Genomic DNA, 24499 nt, shown 5'->3' on the forward strand with positions numbered 1-24499 from the left:
CTGCGGCAGGACAGAAATGCGGGGCGGCGGCACACAAAGAAAAACGCGGGCCGAAGCCCGCATCATAGAGGAAAACCGCCCTTCGCTGCAGCCAGGTGGCGGCCAAGCCGCCCGGCCGCATCCCTTACATCTGCTTGAACAGGTGCGCGTACTGGCGCGCCACCGGCAGCAGTTCCGGCCGGTCGCGCAGCCGCAGCGACAGCCGGCCCAGCGACTGGTTGACCGCGCTGGCCACGCAACTGATGTTGACCACGGTGCCGCGGTGGACCTGCCAGAAGCGCTCGGGGTCGAGCTGCTGGGTCAGCTCGCGCAGGCTGGTGCGGATCAGCGCCTCGCCGTTGCTGGAGACCACGTTGACGTACTTGTCGGTGGCTTCCAGGTAAATGACCTCGTCCACGGGGATGATGCGCACCTCCTGCCCCACCAGCGCCTTGATAAAGCGCAGGTACTGCCGCTGCGGCGCGCCGGGGGTGGCGTGTTCGAGCGACTCCAGGCGCGCCAGCAACTGCCCGAGGCGGTCGGTATCGAGCGTGTCGCTGCCAGACTCGTCATCGTCGGCCGTATCGGCGTCGTCGGCATCGGCCTGCAGCCGCTCCTTGAGGCGGTTTACCGTCGCCTCCAGCCGTTCGCGCTGGACCGGCTTGAGTACATAGTCCACCGCCGCGCGCTCGAAGGCCTCCAGCGCAAACTGGTCATACGCGGTGACAAAGACCACCAGCGGCGGCGTATCGAATTCGATCAGCTCGCGCGCCACGTCCATGCCGCTCATGCCCGGCATCCGGATATCCAGGAAGCACACGCGCGGCTGGTGCTCGCGCGCGGCGGCCAGCGCCGCCATGCCGTCGTGGACCACGGAAACGATACGGGCCTCGGGCCACAGCGACTTCAGTTCGGATTCCAGCACGCGCGCCAGCAGCGCTTCGTCGTCGGCAATCAGCAGGGTCGGGGTCATGGGGGGCCTGGGGGCTTGGTCCTGCGCTATCAGCGGCACCGCTCGTGGCGGTGCCTGATGTTCTTGTCAGGGGTGCGGCAGTCAGGGCCGCGGCATTGCCGGAGCCGATACCGGCATGCCCTCCGGCACGGTGGTGGTGGTGACCGTCTGGGTGAGCGTGGGCGCATCGGCCGGCCGCACCAGCGGCAGCGTCAGCCGCACCACCACGCCGCGCGGCGTGTTCTCTTCCATCTGCATGCTGGCCGCCGCGCCGAAGATCCGCGCCAGCCGCTCGCGCACATGCGTGATGCCAAGGCCCGAGCCCTTGCCCGAGGCATGACCAAAGCCCACGCCGGTATCCTCGATGATGACCTGCACCGCATCATCCCCGGCCGCGCGCGCCGACAGCCGGATATGGCCGCCGATCATGCAGGGCTCGATGCCGTGCGTGACCGCGTTCTCCACCAGCGGCTGGATCAGCATGGGCGGGATCTCCACCTGCGCCAGGGCCCGCGGCAGGTCGATGTCGAACGCGAGCCGCTGGCCGAAGCGCATGGCCTGGATATCGAGGTAGCTGCGCAGCAGCTCGAACTCCTGCCGCAGCGTGCATTGCTCGGCGCGGGTGTGCGCCAGCGACATGCGCAGGAAGCCGATCAGGCGCTGCAACAGCAGGCGCGCGGTGGGCGGGTCGGTGGCGATCAGGCCATCGAGGTTGGCCAGCGAATTGAACAGGAAGTGCGGCTCGATCTGCGCCTGCAACGCCATCAGCTGCGCGCGCACCAGTTGCTTTTCCGCTTCCTCGCGCTGCAGCGCGTCGAGCGCGGCCTGGCGCTCCAGGTAGGCGAGCTTCTCGCGCGACCAGTAGAAGTAGATCATCGAGGCCGAGGCCAGCATGCCCACCACCAGGCACATGCGCAGCATGTCGCCGGTTTCCGCGATCGACTTGGGCGGCAGTTCCAGCGCCACGCGCGTGGCCCAGCTGCCGATCACCACCCCAGCCGGCACCGCGGCCGCGGCCAGCAGCAGGAAGGGCCAGCGGCGCGGCCGGTCGTTCCACCAGATCAGCACCCGCGGAATATCGATCAGCAGCCAGATCGACAGGCCGATCAGCTGACTATAGACAAAGTTGTGCCACAGCGTGCCGCCGGTCTGGAAGCCGTAGTTCAGGCTGACGGCGATGACCGTGTTCATGCACAGCACGAACAGCAGGTCGCGGCCGAGGATGGTGAGCCGGGAGGGGATGGCGGTGGCGACGGAGGAGAGGCAGCGTTCCATGGCGGTCATGTTAGCGTGGACTGGGCTTCACGCAATGCGGGGATATGCTGGGGCAGACAACGCATGCGCCACTCATCAGCCCGGCCCCGACGGGCCCGCCTGCGGCGGGCAGCCTGCGCGCCGGCTGGTCAGCGCCCGCCACCATTGGCCTGACAGCACGTAGCGCGGGAACGTGATCCATTGCTCGGCCAGGATGCGGCCGGCGATATCGGCCGGGCCCGCGAACGGCTCCGGCGCATTGGCTTCCAGCCGGTGGCCGCGGCCCTGCAGGGCCATCGACATGCCGATGCAGACCAGCCCCAGCGCCACTGCCGGCAGGCTCAGGCGCAGCAGGCCATAGATGGCCAGCACCGTGCCCGCCATGAACATCGGCACGGCCACGATATGCAGCAGCAGGTTGCGGGGATGCTGGTGGTTGCGGCCATAGCCGCGCCACTGCCAGCGCAGCAGCGGTTCGTCGCGCATGATGGTCTCTCTCCCTTGCCCCTCTTTCCTGGCCCTCGCCCGAACCTGGACAGTCCTGGGCAGGCAGCCGCGCGCCTTATTTGTTGCGCTGCGGTACACGGCGGCGCTCGCTGTGTTGTGGCGAGACGCGGCACGTGCAAGGACTTTACCCCTCACACGGGCGCGAAGAAAGATGCTTGCGACGAACGGCGGGCACGGGGCGCGAACGGTACCGTGCCGGGGTAGACGGCAGGCCAGCAGGTGCGCGGCACGCCGCCTGGGCGAAGGGGATCAGGCCGCCAGGGCCTGGCGCTCCTGCTCCGACAGGGCGCTAGTCACCGTATCGCGCGACAGGTGCGGCGCGAACATGTTGATAAAGGCATGCGCATAGCCGCGCAGGTAGGCGCCACGGCGCACCGCCACGCTGGTGGTGTTGGAGGCGAACAGGTGGTCGGCCGAAATCCGCACCAGCCCGGAGTCCTTGCGCTCGTCATAGGCCATCGAGGCGATGATGCCCACGCCCAGCTCCAGTTCGGCGTAGGTCTTGATCACGTCGGCGTCCAGCGCGGTCAGCACGATCTCGGGCTGCAGCCCCGCTTCGGCAAAGGCGCTGTCGATCTTGCGGCGGCCGGTGAAGCCGGCGTCATAGGTGATGAGCTGGAAGCCGGCCACGTCTTCCAGCGTCGGTTCGGGCAGGCGCGTGAGCGGGTGGTCGGGCGAGACCACCAGCACGTGCTGCCAGGTGTAGGCCTCGAACGAGGTCAGCCCGGCCTCGGTCGCCAGCGCCTCGGTGGCGATGCCGATATCGGCCTGGCCCGTCAGCAGCAGCTCGACGATATGGGTCGGCGATGCCTCCTGCAGGGCCAGCGTCACATGCGGGTATTCGCGGCGGAACGCCTGCACCACGCGCGGCAGCGCATAGCGCGCCTGCGTGTGGGTAGTGGCCACGGTCAGGCGCCCGGTATGGCGGCCGGCGAACTCGTCGCCGGCCTGGCGCAGGTTCTCGGCCTCCTGCAGCAGGCGTTCGACGATGCGCACGATCTCGCGCCCGGGCTCGGTGAGGCCGGTCAGGCGCTTGCCGTAGCGCTCGAAAATCTCCACCCCGAGTTCCTCTTCCAGCTCGCGGATCTGGCGCGATACGCCGGGCTGCGAGGTATAGAGCGCGTTGGCGACTTCGGTCAGGTTGAACTGGCGGCGCACCGCCTCGCGGATCGATCGGAGTTGCTGGAAGTTCATGTCGTCGCCTTTTCTTGTTGGGTGGACGTGGTGCCGCTGGTGCCACTGGTGCCATTCCCGCGCGGTTGCGTAAATACGCGCAGCTGGCGCGGGCGCACCGCGAGCAGCTCGCCTTCACGGAAGCCCGCATGGCGGAAGCGCTCCAGCGGCAGCGCCACTTCGATCACGTCCTGGTTGTCTTCGCGTTCAAGTTCGAGCTGTGCGACCGGGCCCAGCGTCAGCGCGCGGCGCAGCGTGACGGCGATGCCGTCGGCGCCGGGCGCGTAGCGCTCCAGGTCCAGGTCATGGGGGCGCACATAGGCGACCGCATCGCCGGCGGTCTCGTGGCCGCTGCCGACCACCGGCAGCACCGCTTCGCCGGTGTGCAGCAGGCCGCCGCTCTCGCCCACCTCCAGCCGGCCGTGGAACAGGTTCACGTTGCCGAGGAAACCGAACACGAACGGCGTGGCCGGATGGTTGTAGACCGCCTCGGGCGAGCCGTACTGCTCCACGTGGCCGCGATTCATCAGCACCACCTGGTCGGCCACTTCCAGCGCCTCTTCCTGGTCGTGCGTAACGAACACGCTGGTCACGTGCAGCTCATCGTGCAGGCGGCGCAGCCAGCGGCGCAGTTCCTTGCGCACCTTGGCGTCGAGCGCGCCGAAGGGCTCGTCGAGCAGCAGCACGCGCGGCTCCACCGCCAGCGCGCGCGCCAGGGCGATACGCTGGCGCTGGCCACCGGAGAGCTGCGACGGGTAGCGGTCGGCGAGCCAGTCGAGCTGCACCAGCTCCAGCAACGAGCGCACCTTGTCGCGGATCTGCGCTTCGCTCGGGCGCTCCGCGCGCGGCTTGACGCGCAGGCCGAAGGCCACGTTCTCGAACACGCTCATATGCTTGAACAGCGCATAGTGCTGGAACACGAAGCCCACCTGGCGCTGGCGCACATGCTGGTCCGAGGCATCGCGCCCGGCCAGCACGATCTGGCCCGCGTCCGCACGCTCCAGGCCGGCGATGATGCGCAGCAGCGTGGTCTTGCCGCAGCCGGACGGCCCCAGCAGCGCGGTCAGCTCGCCTTCGTCGAAATCGAGCGAGACGTTGTCCAGCGCGACAAAGTCGCCAAAGCGCTTCTCTACGTTCTTGACCTGGATGCTCATGATGCTGTTCCTTGCACGGAAGCTTGCAGTGTTGCCAGCGGACGCTCGGGCGCCGCTTCTTCGGTTTCCTTGCGGGCGCGCCACTCCACCAGCGTCTTGATGCCGAGGGTGACCAGTGCCAGCAGGGTCAGCAGCGAGGCCACCGCAAAGGCTGCCGCAAAGTTGTACTCGTTGTAGAGGATCTCCACGTGCAGCGGCATGGTGTTGGTCAGCCCGCGGATATGGCCCGACACCACCGACACCGCGCCGAACTCGCCCATCGCCCGCGCATTGCACAGGATCACGCCATACAGCAGGCCCCAGCGGATATTGGGCAGCGTGATATGGCGGAAGGTCTGCCAGCCCGAGGCGCCCAGCACGATCGCGGCCTCTTCCTCTTCGCTGCCCTGTGCCTGCATCAGCGGGATCAGCTCGCGCGCCACGAAGGGGAACGTCACGAAGATGGTGGCCAGCACGATGCCCGGCACCGCGAACATGATCTTGATGTCGTGCGCTTCCAGCCACGGACCCAGCCAACCCTGCGCGCCGAACAGCAGCACGTAGACCAGGCCGGAGATCACCGGCGACACCGAGAACGGCAGGTCGATCAGCGTGATCAGCAGGTTCTTGCCGCGGAAGTCGAACTTGGCGATGGCCCACGCCGCCGCCACGCCGAACACCACATTGAGCGGCACCGCGATCGCGGCCACGGTCAGCGTGAGCTGGATCGCGGCGAGCGCGTCCGGCTCGATCAGCGCTTCCCAGTAGGTCTGCACGCCCTTGCGCAAGGCTTCATAGAAGACCGAGGCCAGCGGCACGAACAGGAACAGCGTGAGGAACAGCACTGCCACCGTGATCAGCGTGTAGCGCACCCATGGCGCTTCGCCGGTGGCGTCGAATCTGTGATGGCCCCTGGCGTTGCCCTGCCCGCCCAGGCGTCCGGAAACTGCGCCCGCCATGTCAGAACTCCTTGCCCGTGGCGGGCGCTTCAGGTGCCAGCGCTGCGCGCAAGCCCGACTGGTGGCGGCGCGTCCAGGCCTGCAGCAGGTTGATCAGCAGCAGCAGCGCGAACGAGATCACCAGCATCACCACCGCCACCGCGGTGGCGCCAGCATAGTCGTACTGCTCCAGCTTGGAATAGATCATCAGCGGCGCAATCTCGGACACCATCGGCATGTTGCCGGAGATAAAGACCACCGACCCATACTCGCCGGTCGCACGTGCGAACGACAGCGCAAACCCGGTCAGCAGCGCCGGCAGGATGGCGGGCAGGATCACGCGGTGGAAGGTCTGCAGGCGGTTGGCGCCCAGGCTGGCGGCGGCCTCTTCCAGTTCCTGCTCGACATCCTCCAGCACCGGCTGCACCGTGCGCACCACGAACGGCAGGCCGATAAAGGTCAGCGCCACCACCACGCCCAGCGGCGTGAAGGCGACCTTGATGCCAAGCGGCTCCAGGTAGCGGCCGATCCAGCCATTGCCGGCAAACAGCGCCGTCAGCGCGATACCGGCCACCGCGGTGGGCAGCGCGAACGGCAGGTCCACCAGCGCATCGATCAGACGCTTGCCAGGGAAGCGGTACCGCACCAGTACCCATGCGACCACCAGCCCGAACGCCGTATTGACGATGGCTGCCACCAGCGACGCGCCGAAGCTCAGTTGCAGCGAGGCCACGACGCGCGGCGCCGTGACCGAGGTCCAGAAGGCGTCCCACGTCATCGTGAACGTCTTCAGGAACGTGGCCGACAGCGGGATCAGGACGATCAACGTCAGGTAGAACAGCGTAAAGCCGAGCGACAGGCCGAAGCCGGGCAGCACGGTGAAACGCTGCGTGGCCGGGCCGCGGGGTGCGCGGGCTGCGCCGGATTCCGGCGCGCGGGGGGCGGCTGGCGGCGGCGCGTCCGCCAGGGAAATGGATGGTGGCATGTCGTCTCGTCTGCGAGCGGTGCGCCGCCGGGCCAGGCATGGCCGGCCCCGGCGGGCCCGTTCCTTATGACGCCGGCGCATATCGCGCCGGCCTACGAGACAGATTCTGCAGAGTCGCCCTTATAAACAGAACGAATCTTTCTGAATTTTCTTAGACGGTTTAGATATAAGGGATGGTTGGGGCGACTTCGACACCCGCTTCCCATGCCGCGCTCGGACCACTTCCGGTGCCCGCCTCACCACCCTGGCCGATCCGCTGGACCAGCGTATCGAGCAGCGCGAGGCCCTCAGGCCACTCGCCAAGCCCGGAATCGGTATTGATGTGACCCAGCATGCCCGAATCGACCAGTTCGCTGCCCCACAGCGTGCCCCAGCTGAAAGCGGTGCGTTGCGGCATCCACGGGTCGTTGCGGCTGGCGACAAGAATCGTCGGGAACGGCAGCCGGAACGCAGGCAGCAGCGCCGCCACGCCAAATTTGTCCGGATCCGCTGGCGCCACCAGCAGCGCGCCGGCAATCCCAACCGGATCCAGCGCCGCCTGGCGCAGCGACGCCAGGCAGCCGAAGCTGTGCGCCACCAGCACCGCGCCCCGCGAGGCCACGCGCTGTGCGCGCATCACCCCTTCGGAGACGCGCTCGGCCCACAGCGGCAGGCTCGGGCGCGACCAGTCGTGCTGCTCCACGCGCTGCCAGTCCGGGAATTTCTGCTCCCAGCGGCTTTGCCAGTGCCCCGGTCCGCTGCCATGCAGCCCTGGCACGGTCAGCACCTGCAGGTGCCGCGGGATCTCCAGTCGCGTGCGCGCCCCGGTCGATGGCGAGAGGGATTGCGTCATACCGGCTCCTTGCTCAGTTCATTGACCGTGGCCGCATGGGTCGCCCGCAGTCCGGCCACGCTCATCGGCGCGCCGGCGAAGGCGCCCTGCCCCAGGCCGATGCCGGCGGCCTGGAGCCGCTCCACGCTCTCGGCATCCTGGAGCCGCCGCCCGATCAGGGTGACGCCGGCGCTGTTGGCGCTGGCGCGCAGGCCGGACAACTGGCGGTCGGTCCAGGTGCGGCGCATGTCGAGCTTGAGCCAGTCAGGCAGCGCGTGCGCCATCAATGCGCCCGCTTCTGCCGGATCGGAAGCCTGCAGGCTCACCGCGAAACCGTTGCGGCGGTAGTTGCCCACCACGTGCAGCAGCAACGGCAGGTCGTCGTTGGCACTGGCCGGCACCTGGATCACGAAGCGCTCCAGCGGCAGCCCCAGCGATTGCAGCGCGCGCCGGAAGGCCGCGCCGTGGTCGTCGGCCACCGCGACTAGCAAGCGGTTGTGCACGTTCAGCACCAGTTTTTGCTCGCCGTCGGCGGCAAAGTAGTTGATCGCATGCAGCAGGCGCGAGAGCCGGTCCAGCGACACCAACGTGTGGTCATCGGCCGCCATCGCAAACAGCTTCCACGCAGCCAGGCCTACGCCGTCCTGCGCGTAGGTGTGGACCGAACCCTCGTGCGCCACCACGTGACGGTCAGCCAGCGTCACCAGTGGCTCGAACACGCTGGTCAGCGAGCAGTTGAAGAACTGGCCCTGCACCTGCCCACGCGCGTCGCGCCACAAATGCCGGTCAGCCACGGGCTGGCGCGGCAGCGATTCGAGATAGCGTTGGAGCGCAGGGACTGCGCCCGTCGGTTCATGCACGCCTGGCATGGCGATTCCTTCGGTTGACCGGGCCCCTTGGCCTCAAGGTCTGATTGGTGATGGTGGCGGCTGCAATGTGCGCCGCCGCATCGCGTCCACCCGCTTGCTCATGATAGGAGTTCAGCGGGCGCGAGCGTATGAAGATTCCTTCATGTCGATGTGCGCAGCGCGGCCGAAGCGCTGCGCACGCATCCTGATATGCCGCTACGCAGTCCCGTTACGCAGCCCAGCTGACGGTCAGGGGCGACGGCTGCGTGGCCGCCTCCACTTGCGTGCCGGTTTGCGCAGCCGCCTGTGGCGGCTGCCGCATCACCCGCTGCAACACCGCGGCCTCCAGTTGCGCGAAACCTGCCCCGCCGCGTTCGCGCGGGCGCGGCAGCGCCACGCGCTCGTCCATCGCAATGCGCCCGTCCTCGATCAGCAAGATGCGGTCGGCCAGCGCCACGGCTTCGGACACATCGTGCGTAACCAGCAGCGCCGTGAAGCCAAGGCGCCGCCACAGCCCCTCGATCAGCCCTTGCATCTCGATCCGTGTCAGTGCGTCGAGCGCACCCAGCGGCTCATCGAGCAACAGCAGTTGCGGGTGGTGCACCAATGCGCGCGCCAGTGCCACGCGTTGGCGTTGCCCGCCGGAAAGCCGTGCGGGCCACGCCTGCGCGCGGTCGGCCAGCCCCACCTGCGCCAGCACCTCCGCCGCTTCGGCGCGGCGCTCGCGCGGCAGGCCCAGCGCGACGTTGTCGAGCACGCGTTTCCACGGCAGCAGCCGCGCGTCCTGGAACATCACGCGCACGTCGGCACTGGTGCGGCCGGTCTCGCCATCAACCGCAATGCTGCCGGCATCGGCTCTCTCCAGCCCCGCCACCAGCCGCAGCAACGTGCTCTTGCCGCAGCCGCTGCGCCCGACGATCGCCAGGAATTCGCCCGGCGCCACATCGAGCGCCACGTTGTGCAGCACTTCGCGGCCGTCATAGCGCTTGACCACCTGGCTCACGTGCAGCGCCACACCACCTGCCTTGCGCGGCGCCTCTGCCACCGGCCGTGCCGACTCGCGGCGCGCGAGGCCCGCTTCAAGTTCAGCCAGCGCGGCCTGTTCCACCGGGTACATCTGCATATCGATCTCCTTGCCTTGATTGGGGCGCCAGCGCAGCCTTGCATCAGGCGGCGGCGTAGCCCGGGTGCCAGCGCAGCCAGTAACGCTCCAGCCCGCGCGAGAGCAAGTCGGCCAGCTTGCCCAGCAGCGCATAGAGCAGGATGCCCACCAGCACCACGTCGGTCTGCAGGAACTCGCGCGCGTTCATCGTCATGTAGCCGATGCCGGACTGCGCGGAGATGGTCTCCGCCACGATCAGGATCACCCACATCAGCCCGAGCGAGAACCGCACGCCCACCAGGATGCCGGGCAGCGCGCCCGGCAGGATGACTTCGCGGTACAGCCGCCAGCCGGACAACCCATAGCTGCGCGCCATCTCCACCAGCCCTGTATCGACCGAGCGGATGCCGTGATACGTGTTCAGGTAGACAGGGAAGAACACGCCCAGCGCCACCAGGAACAGCTTGGCGGTCTCGTCGATGCCGAACCACAGGATCACCAGCGGGATCAGCGCCAGCGGCGGGATGTTGCGCACCATCTGCAGCGAGCTGTCGAGCAGCGTGGCCGCGGCGCGGAACGTGCCGGTCAGCAGCCCCAGCAGCAGACCGAGCCCGCCGCCGATGGCAAAGCCGGCCAGCGCGCGCCAGGTGCTGACCCACACGTGCTTCCACAGTTCGCCCGAGCGGGCCAGTTCCCATGCGGCCTGCACCACGGCCAGCGGGGCCGGCAGCACGCGGCTGGACAGCCAGCCGTTCTGCGAGGCGGCCTGCCAGACCACGATCAGCAGCACCGGCACGATCCACGGCGCGAGCGCGCGTGCGAGTTGAGGTGAGTGGCGTGGCGGCGGCAATTGCGGGGCGCTCATGGTTGTCCTCCTTCAGCTCTGCGCCGCGCGCGGCACGATGCCGGTCGCCATCACTTCGCCGAACGGGCCCGACAGCACTTTGCCCGGCAGCTTCTCGCGCACCGAGCGCGGCAGCAGCGGGAACACCAGTTCGGCAAAACGGTAGGCCTCTTCCAGGTGCGGATAGCCGGAGAGCACGAAGGTGTCGATGCCAAGTTCTGCGTACTCGCGCATGCGCTCCGCCACGGTGTGCGGGTCGCCCACCAGCGCAGTGCCGGCACCGCCGCGGACCAGGCCGACACCTGCCCACAGGTTGGGGCTGATCTCCAGCGCCTCGCGCGTGCGGCGCGCGCCACCGGCATGCAGCGCTGCCATGCGGCGCTGCCCTTCCGAATCCATCTTGGCGAACACCGCCTGCGCGCGCGCCACGGTGTCGTCGTCGAGCCGGCTGATCAGGTCATCGGCGGCAGCCCAGGCGGCTTCATCGGTCTCGCGCACGATCACGTGGAGGCGGATGCCGAATTTCACCGTGCGGCCGTGGCGCACGGCGTGGCGGCGCACGTCGTCGAGCTTCTTCGCGACGTCGGCCGGCGGCTCGCCCCAGGTCAGGTAGGTATCGACCTGCTCGCCCGCGAGCGCATGCGCCGGCGCCGACGAACCGCCAAAGTACACCGGCGGGTGTGGGCGCTGCAGCGGAGGGTACAGGACGCGCGCGCCCTTCACGCTCAGGTGCTTGCCTTCGAAATCGACCTGGCCGCTGTCATGGCTGGTGGCCAGCACCTCGCGCCAGATGCGCAGGAATTCGGCCGAGGCTTGGTAGCGCGCGGCGTGGTCGAGGAACAGGCCATCGCCTTCCAGTTCGGCGGTGTCGCCGCCGGTGACCAGGTTGATCAGCAGCCGGCCGTTCGAGATGCGGTCGAAGGTCGCCGCCATGCGTGCGGCCAGCGTCGGCGCCATCAACCCCGGGCGCACCGCGACCAGGAATTTCAGGCGCTGCGTTACCGCCGCCAGCGCGGACGCTGCCACCCACGGGTCTTCGCACGAGCGCCCGGTGGGGATCAGCACCCCTTCGTAGCCCAGCGTATCGGCGGCCACGGCGACCTGCTTCAGGTAGTCGAAATTGACTTCGCGTGCGCCCTCGGAGGTGCCGAGGTAGCGGCTGTCGCCGTGGGTGGGGATAAACCAGAATACGTGCATGTCGTTCTCCTTATGTTCTTGCCAGGTGCGCGATGCCTATCGCTGCGCCTGCTGCTGCGGCACGTCCCAGCGCGCATCAGCCACCTTGATCGGCTTGGGGATCAGCTTGAGCGAGTGGAAGACGTCGGCGATGCGCTGCTGCTCGGCCAGCACTTCGGCGCTGACCGGGCGCGCGCCGTACGAGAAGCGCGATACCGCGAGGTCGAGCACATCGGCGGGCAGGCCGACCTCGCCGGTCAGCACGGCGGTGGCGTCCTTCGGGTTCTTCTCCGCCCAGTTGCCCAGCGTGGCCAGTTCGTCCAGGATCAGCCTGACGATCTCCGGCTTTGCCTGCGCATACGGCCGCGAGGCCAGGTAGAACTGGTGGTTGCTGACCACGTTCTTGCCATCCGCGCCGCGGCCATCGGCCAGCACGCGCGCGCCCAGTTGCTTCTCTGCGGCCGCGAGGAACGGGTCCCAGATCACCCATGCATCGACCGCGCCGCGCTCGAAGGCCGCACGTGCATCGGCCGGCGGCAGGTAGACCGGCTGGATCTCGCCATAAGGCACGCCGGCCTTCTCCAGCTGGCGCACCAGCAGGTAATGCACGTTGGAGCCCTTGTTCAGCGCTACGCGCTTGCCGCGCAAGTCGGCCACCGAGCGGATCGCCGAGCCCTTGGGCACGACGATGGCTTCACCGGTCGGCGCCGGCGGCTCGTTGCCGACATAGACCAGCTGCGCACCCGCGGCCTGCGCAAAGATCGGCGGCGCTTCGCCGACGGTGCCGAAGTCGACCGCGCCGACGTTCAGCCCTTCCAGCAGTTGCGGCCCGGCGGGGAACTCGGTCCATTTGACGGTGATGCCTTGCGGCGCCAGCCGCTTTTCCAGCGTGCCGCGCGCCTTGAGCAGCGTCAGCGTGCCGTACTTCTGGTAGCCGATGCGCAGCACCTTGGCGTCGATGTTCTTCGATTGCGCTTGGGCGTGGCCGGGCAGCAGGCCGTAGGCCAGGCCGGTGGCGACCACCAGCGCGGCGGTGATCAGGCGGCGGCGCTGGTTTGCCGCGCGGGACAGGATGCTCGATGTCATGCGATTTCCCCCATGGCCGGGGCGATGCCCTCCGAGGCCAGATTGATGGCTAGGGTGGTGACGGCAGCAGGCCTCCCTGCCGACCCCGCTTGCGGGTGGCATGGCGTGGCTGCCGCTGCGCCGGGCTGGCCGGCGCCACTTCAGTCAGTCAGTTCAGGCGGAACATCGCTCGGCCACCGCGGCGGCCGCGGCGCGCTGCACCAGCGCGCGGGGCACCACGTCTAGCGGCACGTCGATGCGGGCATGCGCCAGCGCATCGCGCACCCGAAGCACGCTTTCATCGAGGCGCGCCGACAGCGCGGCATCGAAGCGCACCTCGCGCACGTCGGAGGCATCGGAGGTTTCGATCTGCTGGTCCACGGCAAAGATGCCGGGCAGGATCTGGCGCGAGCCCAGCGCGGACAGCACCGGGCGCAGCGCATAGTCGATCGCCAGCGCATGGGCGAGGCTGCCGCCGGTGGCGATCGGCAGCACGATCTTGTCGCGCAGGCCGGTCTGCGGCAGCAGGTCGAGGAAAGCTTTGAGCAGGCCGCTGTAGGCGGCCTTGTACACCGGTGTGGCCAGTACCACCACCTGCGCCTCGGACACGGCGCGCGTGGCGGCGGCGATCGCGGGTTCGTCCACGCGCGCTGCCAGCAGCGGACCCGCCGGCAGTTCGCGCAGGTCGAGATGGCGGGTGCGTTCGCCGGCAGCCTCCAGCGCGGCGCGCATGTGCCCCAGCACATGGCCGGAACGGGACTGGACCGACGGGCTGCCGGAGAGCGTCAGGATGGACATCGGGGCTTCCTTCTTCTTGTTGGGCCGGTCGGCGCCGCGGCCGCCCCACGCGGCCACGGCCCGCCGGTCTCGTGGGTTATTTCTTGCCGGGCTGATAAATCTGGTCGAACGAGCCGCCATCGGCGAAGTGGGTCTTCTGCGCCTTCTGCCAGCCGCCGAACACTTCATCGATGGTGAACAGCTTCACCTTGGGGAAGTTGGCCGCGTACTTGGCCGCAACCTTCTGCGAGATCGGGCGGTAGTAGTTCTTGGCCGCGATCTCCTGGCCTTCATCGGTGTACAGGAACTGCAGGTAGGCCTCGGCCGCCTTGCGCGTGCCCTTCTTGTCGACCACCTTGTCGACCACGGCCACCGGCGGCTCAGCCAGGATCGAGACCGACGGCGCGACGATATCGAACTTGTCGGGGCCCAGCTCCTTGATCGCCAGAATGGCTTCGTTCTCCCACGCGATCAGCACATCGCCCAGGTTGCGCTCGACAAAGGTCGTGGTGGCCCCGCGCGCGCCCGAATCCAGCACCGGCACATGCTTGAGCAGCTCGCCGACGAACTCGCGCGCCTTGGCGTCGTTGCCGCCCGGCTGGCGCAGGGCATAGCCCCACGCGGCCAGGTAGTTCCAGCGCGCGCCGCCCGAGGTCTTGGGGTTGGGCGTGATCACCTGCACGCCGGGCTTGACCAGGTCGCCCCAGTCCTTGATGCCCTTGGGGTTGCCCTTGCGCACCAGGAACACGATGGTCGAGGTGTACGGCGAGGCGTTGTGCGGCAGGCGCTTCTGCCAGTCCGGCTTGATCAGGCCCTTCTCCGCGATGGCGTCGATGTCATAGCCCAGCGCCAGCGTCACCACGTCGGCATCCAGCCCGTCGATCACCGAGCGCGCCTGCTTGCCCGAGCCGCCGTGCGACTGGCGCACGGTCACGGCGTCGCCGCCCTGGGCCTTCCAGGCCTTGGCGAAAGCGGCGTTGACGTCGACATACAACTCACGCGTCGGATCGTAGGAAACGTTCAGCAGGTTGGCAGCCGAGGCAGTCTGCGCCGCCGTCAGTGCGCCAAGTACAGCCAGGCCGATGGCCAGTTTGCGGATCATCTTGTGTTGCTCCCGTCAGTGTCGTGAATGCGCGCCAGGCGCTGTTTGCTTTGTCCGCCTTGGGGCGCGGACTTGTGTCAGGAGCAAGACTACCGAGGGGGCTATCTGAACGGAACGAATGGTTTCGCCGATCCTTTGCTGTTTTTTGCATAAGATCGGACGGAAATAAGGGCATGCCGGCGCACGGGGGCATGCGGCATGCCTAGGGGAAGGAGGAGGATGCGTCACGCCCCAAAAGAAAACGCCCGCACCGGCAAGCCGGTGCGGGCGAAGTTTCCATTCCGGAAACGGGTAGACAAGTCATGAAGAGCGCCCCCGCATCTCCATGACAGGCAAATGTTATCGGCTTGCCGGCGACCTCGGGTTGATCAAGGTCAAGTGCGGGCAAGCTGATGCGCCGGGCCTCAGCCGCCCTGGCGTGCGAGCAGGTCAGCCATTTCGTCGGCATGCTCCTCTTCCACCGCCAGGATGCTTTCCATCAGCCGGCGCGAGGTCGGGTCACGTTCGCCCAGGAACTGGATGATCTCGCGATAGCTGTCGATAGCGATGCGTTCGGCCACCAGGTCTTCCTTGATCATTTCCGTCAGCGAAGTACCCGCCACATATTCAGCGTGGGAGCGGCTGGTCAGGCCGTCGGGCGCGAAGTCGGGCTCGCCGCCGAGTTGGACGATGCGCTCGGCGATCTGGTCGGCATGGCCTTGTTCTTCGTTGGAATGGGCCAGGAATTCATCGGCGACGCTCTTGGAGTTCGGCCCCTTGGCCATGTAATAGTGTCGGCGATAGCGCAGCACGCAGACGATTTCGGTGGCCAGCGCGTCGTTGAGCAGCTTCAGCACGGTATCGCGATCCGCGGCATAGCCCGCGGTCACGGCGCCATCATCGATGTGCTGGCGGGCGCGCTCGCGCAGCGTCTTGACGTCTGTGAGGAAAGACTTATCGGTCATTGAAGGGCTCCTTGGGGATGGGGCTGCGTCAGCGCAGCGCCTTGTAGGGAAAATCAACCCTTTTTGCGACGCGAAAAGTGTGCCACTCGGCGGATGGCGCGCAACGGCGCGTCTGGCGACGACCCGTGGGCATGCGGCGTGAAAAAATTGCACGGGGCGGGACCGCCTTACACGCGATGCGCGATGGCAAGACGAAAAAAAGCCCCTGCGCTGTTCCGTAGGGGCCTGACTGTGATCGACCGCTTGTGTGCTCCGGCTGTCTGTCGAGCCGTGGGAAGCCTTAGTCCAGCTTCCGCCCGAACGTGAACTCCCCGTCGACATAATCCACCGGCACCACATCCTTGGCCGTGAACTTGCCTTCCAGGATCGCCCGCGCCACCGGGTTCTCGATCTGCTGCTGGATGGCCCGCTTGAGCGGACGCGCGCCGAACACCGGGTCGTAGCCCGCGCTGGCAATCTTTTCCAGCGCCCTCTCGCTGACCTCCAGCGTCATGTCCATGCGGGCCAGGCGGGCCTGCAGGCGTTGCAGCTGGATGCGCGCGATCGACTCGATATGCTTCTGGTCAAGCGCGTGGAACACCACCACTTCATCGATCCGGTTTAGGAACTCCGGCCGGAAATGCGTGCGCACTTCCTGCCAGACCGCGCCCTTGATCGCTTCCTGCGGCTCGCCGGCCATCGCCTGGATGATCTGCGAACCCAGGTTGGACGTCATCACGATCACCGTGTTCTTGAAGTCCACCGTGCGGCCCTGGCCATCGGTCAGGCGGCCGTCGTCCAGCACCTGCAGCAGCACGTTGAAGACGTCCGGGTGGGCCTTCTCGACTTCATCGAGCAGCACCACGCTGTACGGCTTGCGGCGCACGGCCTCGGTCAGGTAGCCGCCTTCCTCGTAGCCCACGTATCCCGGCGGCGCGCCGATCAGGCGGCTGACGCTGTGCTTCTCCATGAATTCGCTCATGTCGATGCGGATCAGGTGCTCTTGGGAATCGAACATGAACTCGGCCAGCGCCTTGCACAGCTCGGTCTTGCCGACGCCGGTCGGGCCCAGGAACAGGAACGAGCCATAGGGCCTGTTCTCGTCCGACAGCCCGGCACGCGAACGGCGGATAGCGTCGGACACCAGCCGCACGGCCTCGTCCTGGCCCACCACGCGCGCATGCAGGCGGTCTTCCATCTTCAGCAGCTTCTCGCGCTCGCCCTGCATCATCTTCGACACAGGAATGCCGGTCGCGCGGCTCACCACTTCGGCGATTTCCTCGGCGCCAACCTGCGTGCGCAGCAGCTTGTTGGGCTGCTTCTGCTCGCTGGCTTCGGCATCGGTCGCGGCCTTGAGCTTGCCTTCCAGGCCGGGCAGCTTGCCGTATTGCAGCTCGGCCACCTTGTCCAGCTTGCCTTCGCGCTGCAGCTTGGTAATCTCGAGCTTGACCTTCTCGATCTCTTCCTTCAGCGCGGCCGTGCCCTGCGCGGCGCCCTTCTCGGCCTTCCAGATCTCGTCCAGGTCGGCGTATTCCTTCTCCAGGCGCGCGATCTCCTGCTCGATCAGGTCCAGGCGTTTGAGCGAGGCTTCGTCGGTCTCTTTCTTGACTGCCTCGCGCTCGATCTTCAGCTGGATGGTGCGGCGCTCGAGCTTGTCCATCGCCTCCGGCTTGGAGTCGATTTCCATCTTGATGCGCGCGGCCGCCTCGTCGATCAGGTCGATGGCCTTGTCGGGCAGGAAGCGGTCGGTGATATAGCGATGCGACAGCTCCGCCGCGGCGACGATGGCCGGGTCGGTGATCTCGACGCCGTGGTGCAGCTCATACTTTTCCTGCAGGCCGCGCAGGATGGCGATGGTGGCTTCCACCGTGGGCTCGTCCACCAGCACTTTCTGGAAGCGGCGCTCCAGCGCGGCGTCCTTCTCGATGTACTTGCGGTATTCGTCCAGCGTGGTCGCCCCGATGCAGTGCAGCTCGCCGCGCGCCAGCGCCGGCTTGAGCATGTTGCCCGCATCGATCGCGCCCTCGGCCTTGCCCGCACCCACCATGGTGTGGATCTCGTCGATGAAGACGATGGTCTGGCCTTCATCCTTGGCGACGTCGTTCAGCACCGCCTTCAGGCGTTCCTCGAACTCGCCGCGGTACTTGGCGCCTGCAAGCAGGCCGGCCATGTCGAGCACCAGCACGCGCTTGTTCTTCAGGCTCTCGGGTACCTCGCCGTTGACGATGCGCTGCGCCAGGCCTTCGACAATGGCGGTCTTGCCCACGCCCGGCTCGCCGATCAGCACCGGGTTGTTCTTGGTGCGGCGCTGCAGGATCTGGATCGCGCGGCGGATTTCGTCGTCGCGGCCGATCACGGGGTCGAGCTTGCCGATGCGGGCGCGCTCGGTGAGGTCGATGGTGTACTTCTTGAGCGCCTCGCGCTGGCCTTCGGCCTCGGCGCTGTTGACGGATTCGCCGCCGCGCACGGCCTGGATGGCCGATTCCAGCGACTTGCGGTTCAGGCTGTTCTCGCGCGCGATGCGGCCGGCCTCGCCCTTGTCGTCGGACACGGCCAGCAGGAACAGCTCGCTGGCGATGAACTGGTCGCCGCGCTTGATGGCTTCTTTCTCGGTGGCGTTGAGCAGGTTCACCAGGTCGCGGCCGATCTGAACCTCGCTGGTGCCCTGCACCTGTGGCAGGCGCTTGATGGCGGCATCCAGCGCCGTCTGCAGGCCCTGCACGTTGACGCCGGCGCGCGACAGCAGCGCCTTGGCGGCGCCGTCGTCCTGCGCCAGCAGGGCGCGCAGCACGTGCTGCGGCTCGATGTATTGGTTGTCGTTGCCCAGTGCCAGGCTTTGCGCATCGGCCAGCGCTTCCTGGAACCGGGTGGTCAGTTTGTCAAGACGCATAGGAATCCCTCTCTCAGATAAGGTCGTGTCCTGATGCGAGGGGGCGTCGGCTCACGGTCTTGGCTGCCGGAGCGCCCGTATGCCCTGCCGGACACTGGATGTCTTACCGAAAGATAAGGCTTCGCCGCGACATTTCAAGGCCGCGAACAGACGCGTTGCTACGTCTTGTTGATACGTCTTCGAGTGCAGCATGCGATACGCCCGGAAGCGCTAAGCGGCCCGGCTCTCGCCCTTGTCCGCCAGGTTGCGCACCAGCACCAGCGACTCGCCCTGCACGACCACCCGGCCGTCGGCGCCGGTGACGACGCTGGCCAGGTTGACCAGGTCCTTGCCGGCGCGCAGCCGCACGATGCGCACGCGCGCGGTCAGCGGCTCATCCAGCCGCGCGGCTGAAGCCAGCCGCAGCGACTGCTTCATCCAGCCGGTGCCGCGCCCGGGCAGTTGCGTGCCGAGCAGGTCCGAGAACATACCGGCCAGCAGCGGCAACGGCACAACCGGGCCGCCAAACCCACGCGCGCGGGCGAAGGCGGGGTCGGCGTGGTACGGGTTGGCGTCACCGGTCAGGGCGATGTATTCGTCCAGATCGGCAGATGAGAAAGCCCGGCTCGCGCTGGCTTGCTGGCCGGGGCGCAGGCGATACAGCGCGGGGTCGCCAGCGCCCTCCGGCGCCGCATCAGCCTCGGGCGGCAAGGCGGCGATCCGCTCCGGCGCGGCGTCCGGCAGCCACAGCGACGCGCCCACCGCCGTCGCCCTCCCCACTGCACCTACCTCACCTCCCTCACCCACCTCGCCCTCCCCGCCGCCACTGCTCACCGTGGTGCCGTAGCCGGCGAGTCCGGCGGGCACCGCCGCCGGTCCCAGCACGATCCGCACCGTGTCGCCGACAAAGGCTGGCGACGGGAACATCAGCGTCTGCCCGACCGGCAGCGCCGGTGCGGGCAACTGCCGCCAGGTATGGGCGCACAGCAGCGAAAACAGGAACATGCCGTGCGCCACCGTGGCACCGAAATGCGTGCCACGGGCAAAGGCCGGATCGCAGTGGATCGGGTTATCGTCGCGCGACAACGCCGCGAAGCGGTCGAAGTCGCGCTGCGTCAGCACGCGCGGTGAAGCGTCGGTCATCAGTCGGGCACCTGGACAGTAGAAGCGTTGACGGTAATCGCGTTGGCGGGCGTCGGCGAGGCCGCGAACGGCGGCACATTGGACGGCAGCAGCGTCGGCGCGGTGGTGGTGTTGGAGCTGCCGCCGCGCGGCGTGGTGCGCACTACCTGCGACGGCGGCAGTGGCTTGTTGGCGGTCAGGTTGTCGTAGACCGCGTCGAGCGCGCGGATTACGTAGATGTGCAGCGGCACATAGCGATTGCTATAGCCCGACACCGCCCCGATGAAGGCATCGAAGTGCTGGGCGTTCTCGACCTCGACATAGGTCAGCTTGCTGGTATCGCCCTCCTGCCGCCGGTTGAAGCCGAGGTATGGTCGTGACGTGTGGTTGACCGGCAGCAGGCCGTCGCTGCGACCGTGCACGATCATCGCGGGCTTGCCGCGCAGGTTGCCCGAGCGCAGCGTCTGGGCGAGGCCGGATTGCAGCGCCTGTGACGGAGCGTCGGTACCCGTCAGCAACGCACGCAGGCAATTGGCGCCGTCGAAGTTCGCGTCGGTGCGCTGGGTCGAGACCGAGACCGACCGGCCGTTAAGGAAAGGCCCGTTGACCGGATCGCGGTCATTGATCAGCTGCACCGTGCTGGTGGGCGGCACGCCGTTGCCAGTGGCGAACATCGATGCCAGAGCCGCCGGCGCAATCACTGCCGGCTTGAAATCCGCCAGCGTCGTCGCAAAACTGTAGCCGCACAGGCGATCCGTCACGCTGGCCCGCGCGTACGAGTTGGCATAGGTGACCGAAATCGAGGCCGCTGTATCGAGCGCGGCGAGCGACGGATGGAGATCGTCCGATTCCGGCTCCCACCCCGCCGCATGCAGCGCAGCCAGTGCGCTGGCAGCCTGGTCGCCCAGTGTGCTCCCCGACACGATGTTCTTGTCCGCCAGCGTCTGGCAGCGATTGGCGAAATTAACGTTCTGGCCAAAGGCCGGCGCGAGGGTCAGGGCCGTCGCCTGCGACGCGCATAGCTGGAGTAGGTTGGCCGTGGTCATGTAGTCATAGAGGATGCGGCCCGAGGCACTGACGTTAGTGCTGCCGCGCTTGATCACGACGCCGGTATCAGGCGGCATGTTCAGGTTTGGCTCACCCACCGCCACGCCGTCGATCAGGCCATCGGTATCCTGCTCGGCCGCGGCGACGGCAGCTCCACCGCCGTTTGACACGCTTGAGGCAATGACCAGAATCTTGTCCTTGTCCATGCTGAACTGGCGAGTGCCATCGGCCGCCACCGCCCCGAAGCGGTCATTCATGGCCCAGATGCCGAACTGGACCGCCTGCAGCGTGAACTTGCCCCAGTCCTTCTCCGGGTTCTGCTGCGAATGGGCGTGCTTGAAGGCCAGCCGGTGCGGCGCAGCGGCGGTAAAGTCTGCCAGCGAGATCACCCCTGGCTTCGCCGCGAACTGGGCGCTCTTGCTGGCTGCGGTGCGCGTGGCGCGAGTGCCGTCAATCAGCGGCACGGTGTCAGTGTCCAGGTCGTGTGGCGCGGCGCCTGTTCCCTTGTCGGTATAGGCCACGGCGCAGCCGCGCTTGAGACCCCACTCGCCGACGGCGATGGCGCCGTAGACGCCGCGCGATCCCGACGAGGTGGCTGTGATCATGCAAGGCTTCGCCGTATTGAACGTGTTCGGGATCTGCACCAGCATCGTCACATTCTGATTGCCGGTGCCGTCGTCCGAATACGCCAGGTATTCCACACCCGCGATCTTGCCTTCGGAGGCGGTGACGTTACCCTGCGCATCCACGTTGGGGCCGTACAGCGAGCCGTAGCCGCCGCCGGACGTGGTATCGACGATGGCGCGGTAATTCGAATGAATCGCATAGCGCCGCAACTCGGCCGCGGTTGGTGAAGTCGGGTTGGCCGGCAGCGGCGCCGAGCTGCTGGCCAGGCCGTCCTTGCCGAGGCCAGCAGTCAGCAGGTCGTCGGTGGTGCCGTTGTAGCTGTTGACGGTGACGGCGCCGACAAAGGCGGGCTTGGTGTTGGGGTTGCTGCCGTTGCTGTTGCTGTTCTTGTTGTCGCCGTCGCCCGAGCCGCAGGCGGCTGCGAGCATCGCTGCGCCAGTGGCCAGGACCGTGACTCCGAGGCGGCGCTGCCGCAGCGGCGGAATCTGCGTGGATTGCATGTCACCCTCCTTCTGTCGCCCCGCAAAGGGGGGCAGTCGAGACGTTCGTCAAATGGAAGACTGCGGAGACTGCGAGACTTCGGCAATGCGAAAAGACAGAAACGGCCGGCGCGATGCGCCACGCCTCAGCCGGGAAACCTGGTGCGCAGCTTGTGCTTTTCCACCTTGCCTGACGGCGTGCGCGGCAGTGCGTCGAGAAACCGCACGTGGCGCGGCACCTTGTAGCCGGCCAGTTGCGCCTTGCAGTGGGCGATGACCTGGGCTTCGTCCAGCGTGGCGCCCGGACGCAGCACCACCAGCGCCATGCCGACCTCACCCCAGCGCGCATCGGCGGTGCCGATCACCGCGGCCTCGGCCACGCCGGGGAGCTGGAACAGCACGTTCTCGACCTCGGCCGGATAGACGTTCTCGCCGCCGGAAATAAACATGTCCTTGGCCCGGTCGACGATGTAGTAGTCGCCCTCCTCGTCGCGATACGAGATATCGCCGGAATGCAGCCAGCCGTCGCGGAGCGCGGCAGCCGTCGCTTCGGGCATGTTCCAGTAGCCCGGCGTCACGCCAGGGCCCTTGATCAGCAACTCGCCGCGCTCGCCGGGACCCGCGTCCACGCCCAGCGGATCGACGATGCGCGTGAGCATCGACCCGACCGGCTTGCCGATGGTGCCGATCTTGCGGCGCGCAGTTTCCTCGTCGCAGACGAACACCGTCGGGCCCGTCTCGGTCATGCCGAAGCCGAAGCAGATGGTCACGCCCTTGGCCAGGTAGGCTTCCAGCAGCGGCTTCGGCACCGGCGAGCCGCCCGCCGACATATTGCGCACGCCGCCAAAATCCGCCTGCGCAAAGCGCGGGTGCTGGCTCAGGAACAGGTAGACGGCGGGCACCGCAAAGAACATCGTGATGCCCTTGCCGGAGGCCCGGTCGAGCCTGTCGAGCACGACCTGTGGCTCGAACTGGCGCATGATGTGCACCGTGCCGCCGGCATGCAGCACCGGGTTGGCGTACAGGTTCAGCCCGCCGGTATGGAAGAACGGCAGCACGTTGAGGAACACGTCGTCGCGCGTGATCTTGTTGGCCAGCATGGCGTTGACGGCGTTGAAGAACACCATGCCATAGGTCTGGATCACGCCCTTGGGCTTGCCGGTGGTGCCGGAGGTGTAGAGCAGGTGCCAGACCTCGGACTCATCGCGGCACGGCATCTCGATAATGCGGCCGGAAGCGGCATCGAGCACCGCCTCGTACTCGGTCCAGCCGCCGGGCACGTCGGCGGCCTCGTCGTCCGCCAGGTGCAGCACCGTGCGCAGCGGCACTGTGCGCGCCAGCTCAGCCGCCACGGCGAGGAAGCCGTCGCCGGCTACCAGCACCTCGGGCGTGCAGTCCTGCAGGATCGGCAGCAGTTCCGCCGCCGGCAGGCGCCAGTTCAGGCAGACCATCACCATGCCGGCCTTGGCGCAGCCGTACAGCATCTCGAAGTAGTCCGAGCTGTTGTGCGCCAGCACCGCGACGCGCGCGCCGGGCGCCAGGCGCAGGCCCTCGGTCAGGTATTCGGCGAAGCGGCTTGCGCGCTCGTCGAAATGGCGATATGTGACATGGCGGCCGGTCTCGACGTCCACCAGCGCCACCTTGTCGGGAAAGTGCTGCGCGTTCTTGTGCAGCCAGTCGATGACGTACATGCGCGAGCCTCCGCTGCTCAGGTTGCCACGTCCTGCACGGTGTTGTTGCCGCGCAGCCGTCCCACTACGCCCTGAGGGAAATAGTAGACGCTCAGGATAAACAGCAGGCCCAGCCACAGCAGCCAGCGGTCCGGATGCAGCAGCGACGACAGCAGCGGCAGCGCCGAGGTGGCGTCGCTGGCCAGTTTCATCACGTCCTGCAGGTAGGTCTGCGCCACCAGGAACAGCACCGTGCCGATCACCGCGCCGTAGAGCGTGCCCATGCCGCCGATCACCACGATCAGCAGGATATCGACCATGATCTCGAACGACAGCGAGGTGTCTGGTCCGTTATAGCGCAGCCACAGCGCCATCAGCACGCCGGCCAATGTGGCGAACATCGCAGACAGCACCGTCGACACTGTGCGGTAGACCACGGTGCGGTAGCCGATCGCTTCGGCCCGGAAGTCGTTTTCGCGGATCGCTTGCAGTACGCGCCCGAAGGGGGAGTTGACGATGCGCAGCAGCACCAGGAACAGCACCACCGCGCAGGCGAACACCAGGTAGTAGCTCAGCAGCTTGCCGGTCAGCGGCACGCCGAGCCACTCGGCATCGCCCAGCGAAAAGCCCGGCCGCAGCACCTCGGGCACCTTGAAGGTCAGCCCGTCCTCGCCGCCGGTCCATTCCGACAGCTGCGACACCAGCGTGGCAAAGGCGGTCGCCACCGCCAGCGTGATCATGGCGAAGAAGATCGCGCGAACCCGCAGCGAGAATAGCCCGATCAAAAAGGCCAGCAGCGCCGATACTGCCAGCGCGCCCACAGTGCCCGCCAACAGCGCGCCCCACCCCGGCTCCATGCGCGACATCGCGATCGCCACGCCATAGCCGCCGATGCCGAAGAACATGGTATGGGCGAAGGAGACGATGCCGGTATAGCCCAGCAGCAGGTCATAGCTGGCCACCAGCACCACGAAGATGCAGATCTTGGCCGCCATGTTCAGCGCGCGCGCGCCGGGAAATGCGAACGGGGCGCACGCCAGCGCCACCAGGATCACCAGCAGGATCACTGTCAGCACGCGGCTGCGCGGCAGGTCGCCGGAGAGAAGTCGGAGCATG

At 67.5% G+C, this 24499-nt stretch carries 21 protein-coding genes; all 21 read right to left on the bottom strand.

Translation table 11 applies throughout. From position 1 onward, the window contains the following. Positions 1-124 precede the first annotated feature (124 nt). Positions 125-952, bottom strand: a complete 828-nt coding sequence (locus AC10V3_RS12785) for a LytR/AlgR family response regulator transcription factor (RefSeq protein ID WP_022535638.1) — start codon at positions 950-952, stop codon at positions 125-127. 81 nt (positions 953-1033) lie between these two features. Then, a complete protein-coding gene (locus tag AC10V3_RS12790) occupies positions 1034-2215 on the bottom strand; it encodes a sensor histidine kinase (RefSeq protein ID WP_022535639.1) in 1182 nt (393 codons plus the stop codon). Positions 2216-2281: 66 nt separating this feature from the next. Beyond that, positions 2282-2671 (bottom strand): Mpo1-like protein, encoded by a 390-nt coding sequence (locus AC10V3_RS12795; RefSeq protein ID WP_022535640.1) that lies wholly within the window; start codon positions 2669-2671, stop codon positions 2282-2284. Positions 2672-2941: 270 nt separating this feature from the next. Beyond that, the gene (locus tag AC10V3_RS12800; RefSeq protein WP_022535641.1) at positions 2942-3886 is read right to left on the bottom strand and encodes a CysB family HTH-type transcriptional regulator; all 945 of its coding nucleotides are present in this window, start codon (positions 3884-3886) and stop codon (positions 2942-2944) included. Then, the gene (locus AC10V3_RS12805) at positions 3883-5019 is read right to left on the bottom strand and encodes a sulfate/molybdate ABC transporter ATP-binding protein (protein ID WP_022535642.1); all 1137 of its coding nucleotides are present in this window, start codon (positions 5017-5019) and stop codon (positions 3883-3885) included. The genes AC10V3_RS12800 and AC10V3_RS12805 overlap by 4 nt, the downstream gene beginning before the upstream one ends. Further along, on the bottom strand, positions 5016-5957 hold the full coding sequence (cysW, locus tag AC10V3_RS12810; protein WP_022535643.1) for a sulfate ABC transporter permease subunit CysW: 942 nt from the start codon (positions 5955-5957) through the stop codon (positions 5016-5018). The genes AC10V3_RS12805 and cysW overlap by 4 nt, the downstream gene beginning before the upstream one ends. A 1-nt stretch (position 5958) precedes the next feature. After that, positions 5959-6921 carry a sulfate ABC transporter permease subunit CysT gene (gene cysT / locus AC10V3_RS12815; RefSeq protein ID WP_022535644.1) on the bottom strand — a complete coding sequence of 321 codons (963 nt, stop codon included), beginning with the start codon at positions 6919-6921 and terminating at the stop codon, positions 5959-5961. Between the two features lie 160 nt (positions 6922-7081). After that, positions 7082-7753, bottom strand: coding sequence for an RBBP9/YdeN family alpha/beta hydrolase (locus AC10V3_RS12820; RefSeq protein WP_022535645.1), 672 nt, complete (start codon positions 7751-7753; stop codon positions 7082-7084). Then, positions 7750-8601 carry an EAL domain-containing protein gene (locus AC10V3_RS12825; protein WP_022535646.1) on the bottom strand — a complete coding sequence of 284 codons (852 nt, stop codon included), beginning with the start codon at positions 8599-8601 and terminating at the stop codon, positions 7750-7752. Before AC10V3_RS12825 ends, AC10V3_RS12820 begins: the two co-directional genes overlap by 4 nt. 208 nt (positions 8602-8809) lie before the next feature. Next, positions 8810-9703: an ATP-binding cassette domain-containing protein gene (locus AC10V3_RS12830; protein ID WP_022535647.1), complete on the bottom strand. Its 894-nt coding sequence runs from the start codon at positions 9701-9703 to the stop codon at positions 8810-8812. Positions 9704-9746: 43 nt separating this feature from the next. Next, positions 9747-10547 carry an aliphatic sulfonate ABC transporter permease SsuC gene (gene ssuC / locus AC10V3_RS12835; RefSeq protein ID WP_022535648.1) on the bottom strand — a complete coding sequence of 267 codons (801 nt, stop codon included), beginning with the start codon at positions 10545-10547 and terminating at the stop codon, positions 9747-9749. A gap of 12 nt (positions 10548-10559) precedes the next feature. After that, a complete protein-coding gene (ssuD, locus tag AC10V3_RS12840) occupies positions 10560-11723 on the bottom strand; it encodes an FMNH2-dependent alkanesulfonate monooxygenase (RefSeq protein ID WP_022535649.1) in 1164 nt (387 codons plus the stop codon). Between the two features lie 36 nt (positions 11724-11759). Further along, positions 11760-12788 (bottom strand): sulfonate ABC transporter substrate-binding protein, encoded by a 1029-nt coding sequence (locus AC10V3_RS12845; protein WP_022535650.1) that lies wholly within the window; start codon positions 12786-12788, stop codon positions 11760-11762. A 153-nt stretch (positions 12789-12941) separates the two neighbouring features. Continuing rightward, positions 12942-13565 (bottom strand): NADPH-dependent FMN reductase, encoded by a 624-nt coding sequence (ssuE, locus tag AC10V3_RS12850; protein ID WP_022535651.1) that lies wholly within the window; start codon positions 13563-13565, stop codon positions 12942-12944. Between the two features lie 76 nt (positions 13566-13641). Then, positions 13642-14646 (bottom strand): sulfate ABC transporter substrate-binding protein, encoded by a 1005-nt coding sequence (locus AC10V3_RS12855; protein WP_022535652.1) that lies wholly within the window; start codon positions 14644-14646, stop codon positions 13642-13644. Positions 14647-15050: 404 nt separating this feature from the next. Further along, on the bottom strand, positions 15051-15590 hold the full coding sequence (locus tag AC10V3_RS12860; protein ID WP_022535653.1) for a ferritin-like domain-containing protein: 540 nt from the start codon (positions 15588-15590) through the stop codon (positions 15051-15053). A 280-nt stretch (positions 15591-15870) separates the two neighbouring features. Then, a complete protein-coding gene (clpB, locus tag AC10V3_RS12865; protein ID WP_022535654.1) occupies positions 15871-18459 on the bottom strand; it encodes an ATP-dependent chaperone ClpB in 2589 nt (862 codons plus the stop codon). 210 nt (positions 18460-18669) lie between these two features. Next, positions 18670-19581, bottom strand: coding sequence for a MaoC/PaaZ C-terminal domain-containing protein (locus AC10V3_RS12870; RefSeq protein ID WP_022535655.1), 912 nt, complete (start codon positions 19579-19581; stop codon positions 18670-18672). Next, entirely contained in the window at positions 19581-21734 is a 2154-nt protein-coding gene (locus AC10V3_RS12875; protein WP_022535656.1) for a 3-hydroxybutyrate oligomer hydrolase family protein, read from the bottom strand. The genes AC10V3_RS12870 and AC10V3_RS12875 overlap by 1 nt, the downstream gene beginning before the upstream one ends. Positions 21735-21859: 125 nt before the next feature. Then, positions 21860-23404, bottom strand: coding sequence for an acyl-CoA synthetase (locus tag AC10V3_RS12880; protein ID WP_454752047.1), 1545 nt, complete (start codon positions 23402-23404; stop codon positions 21860-21862). A 17-nt stretch (positions 23405-23421) separates the two neighbouring features. Beyond that, the gene (locus AC10V3_RS12885) at positions 23422-24498 is read right to left on the bottom strand and encodes a branched-chain amino acid ABC transporter permease (protein WP_490922301.1); all 1077 of its coding nucleotides are present in this window, start codon (positions 24496-24498) and stop codon (positions 23422-23424) included. Position 24499: the final 1 nt, after the last annotated feature.

The sequence above is a fragment of the Cupriavidus sp. PB-02 genome, assembly GCF_058252315.1.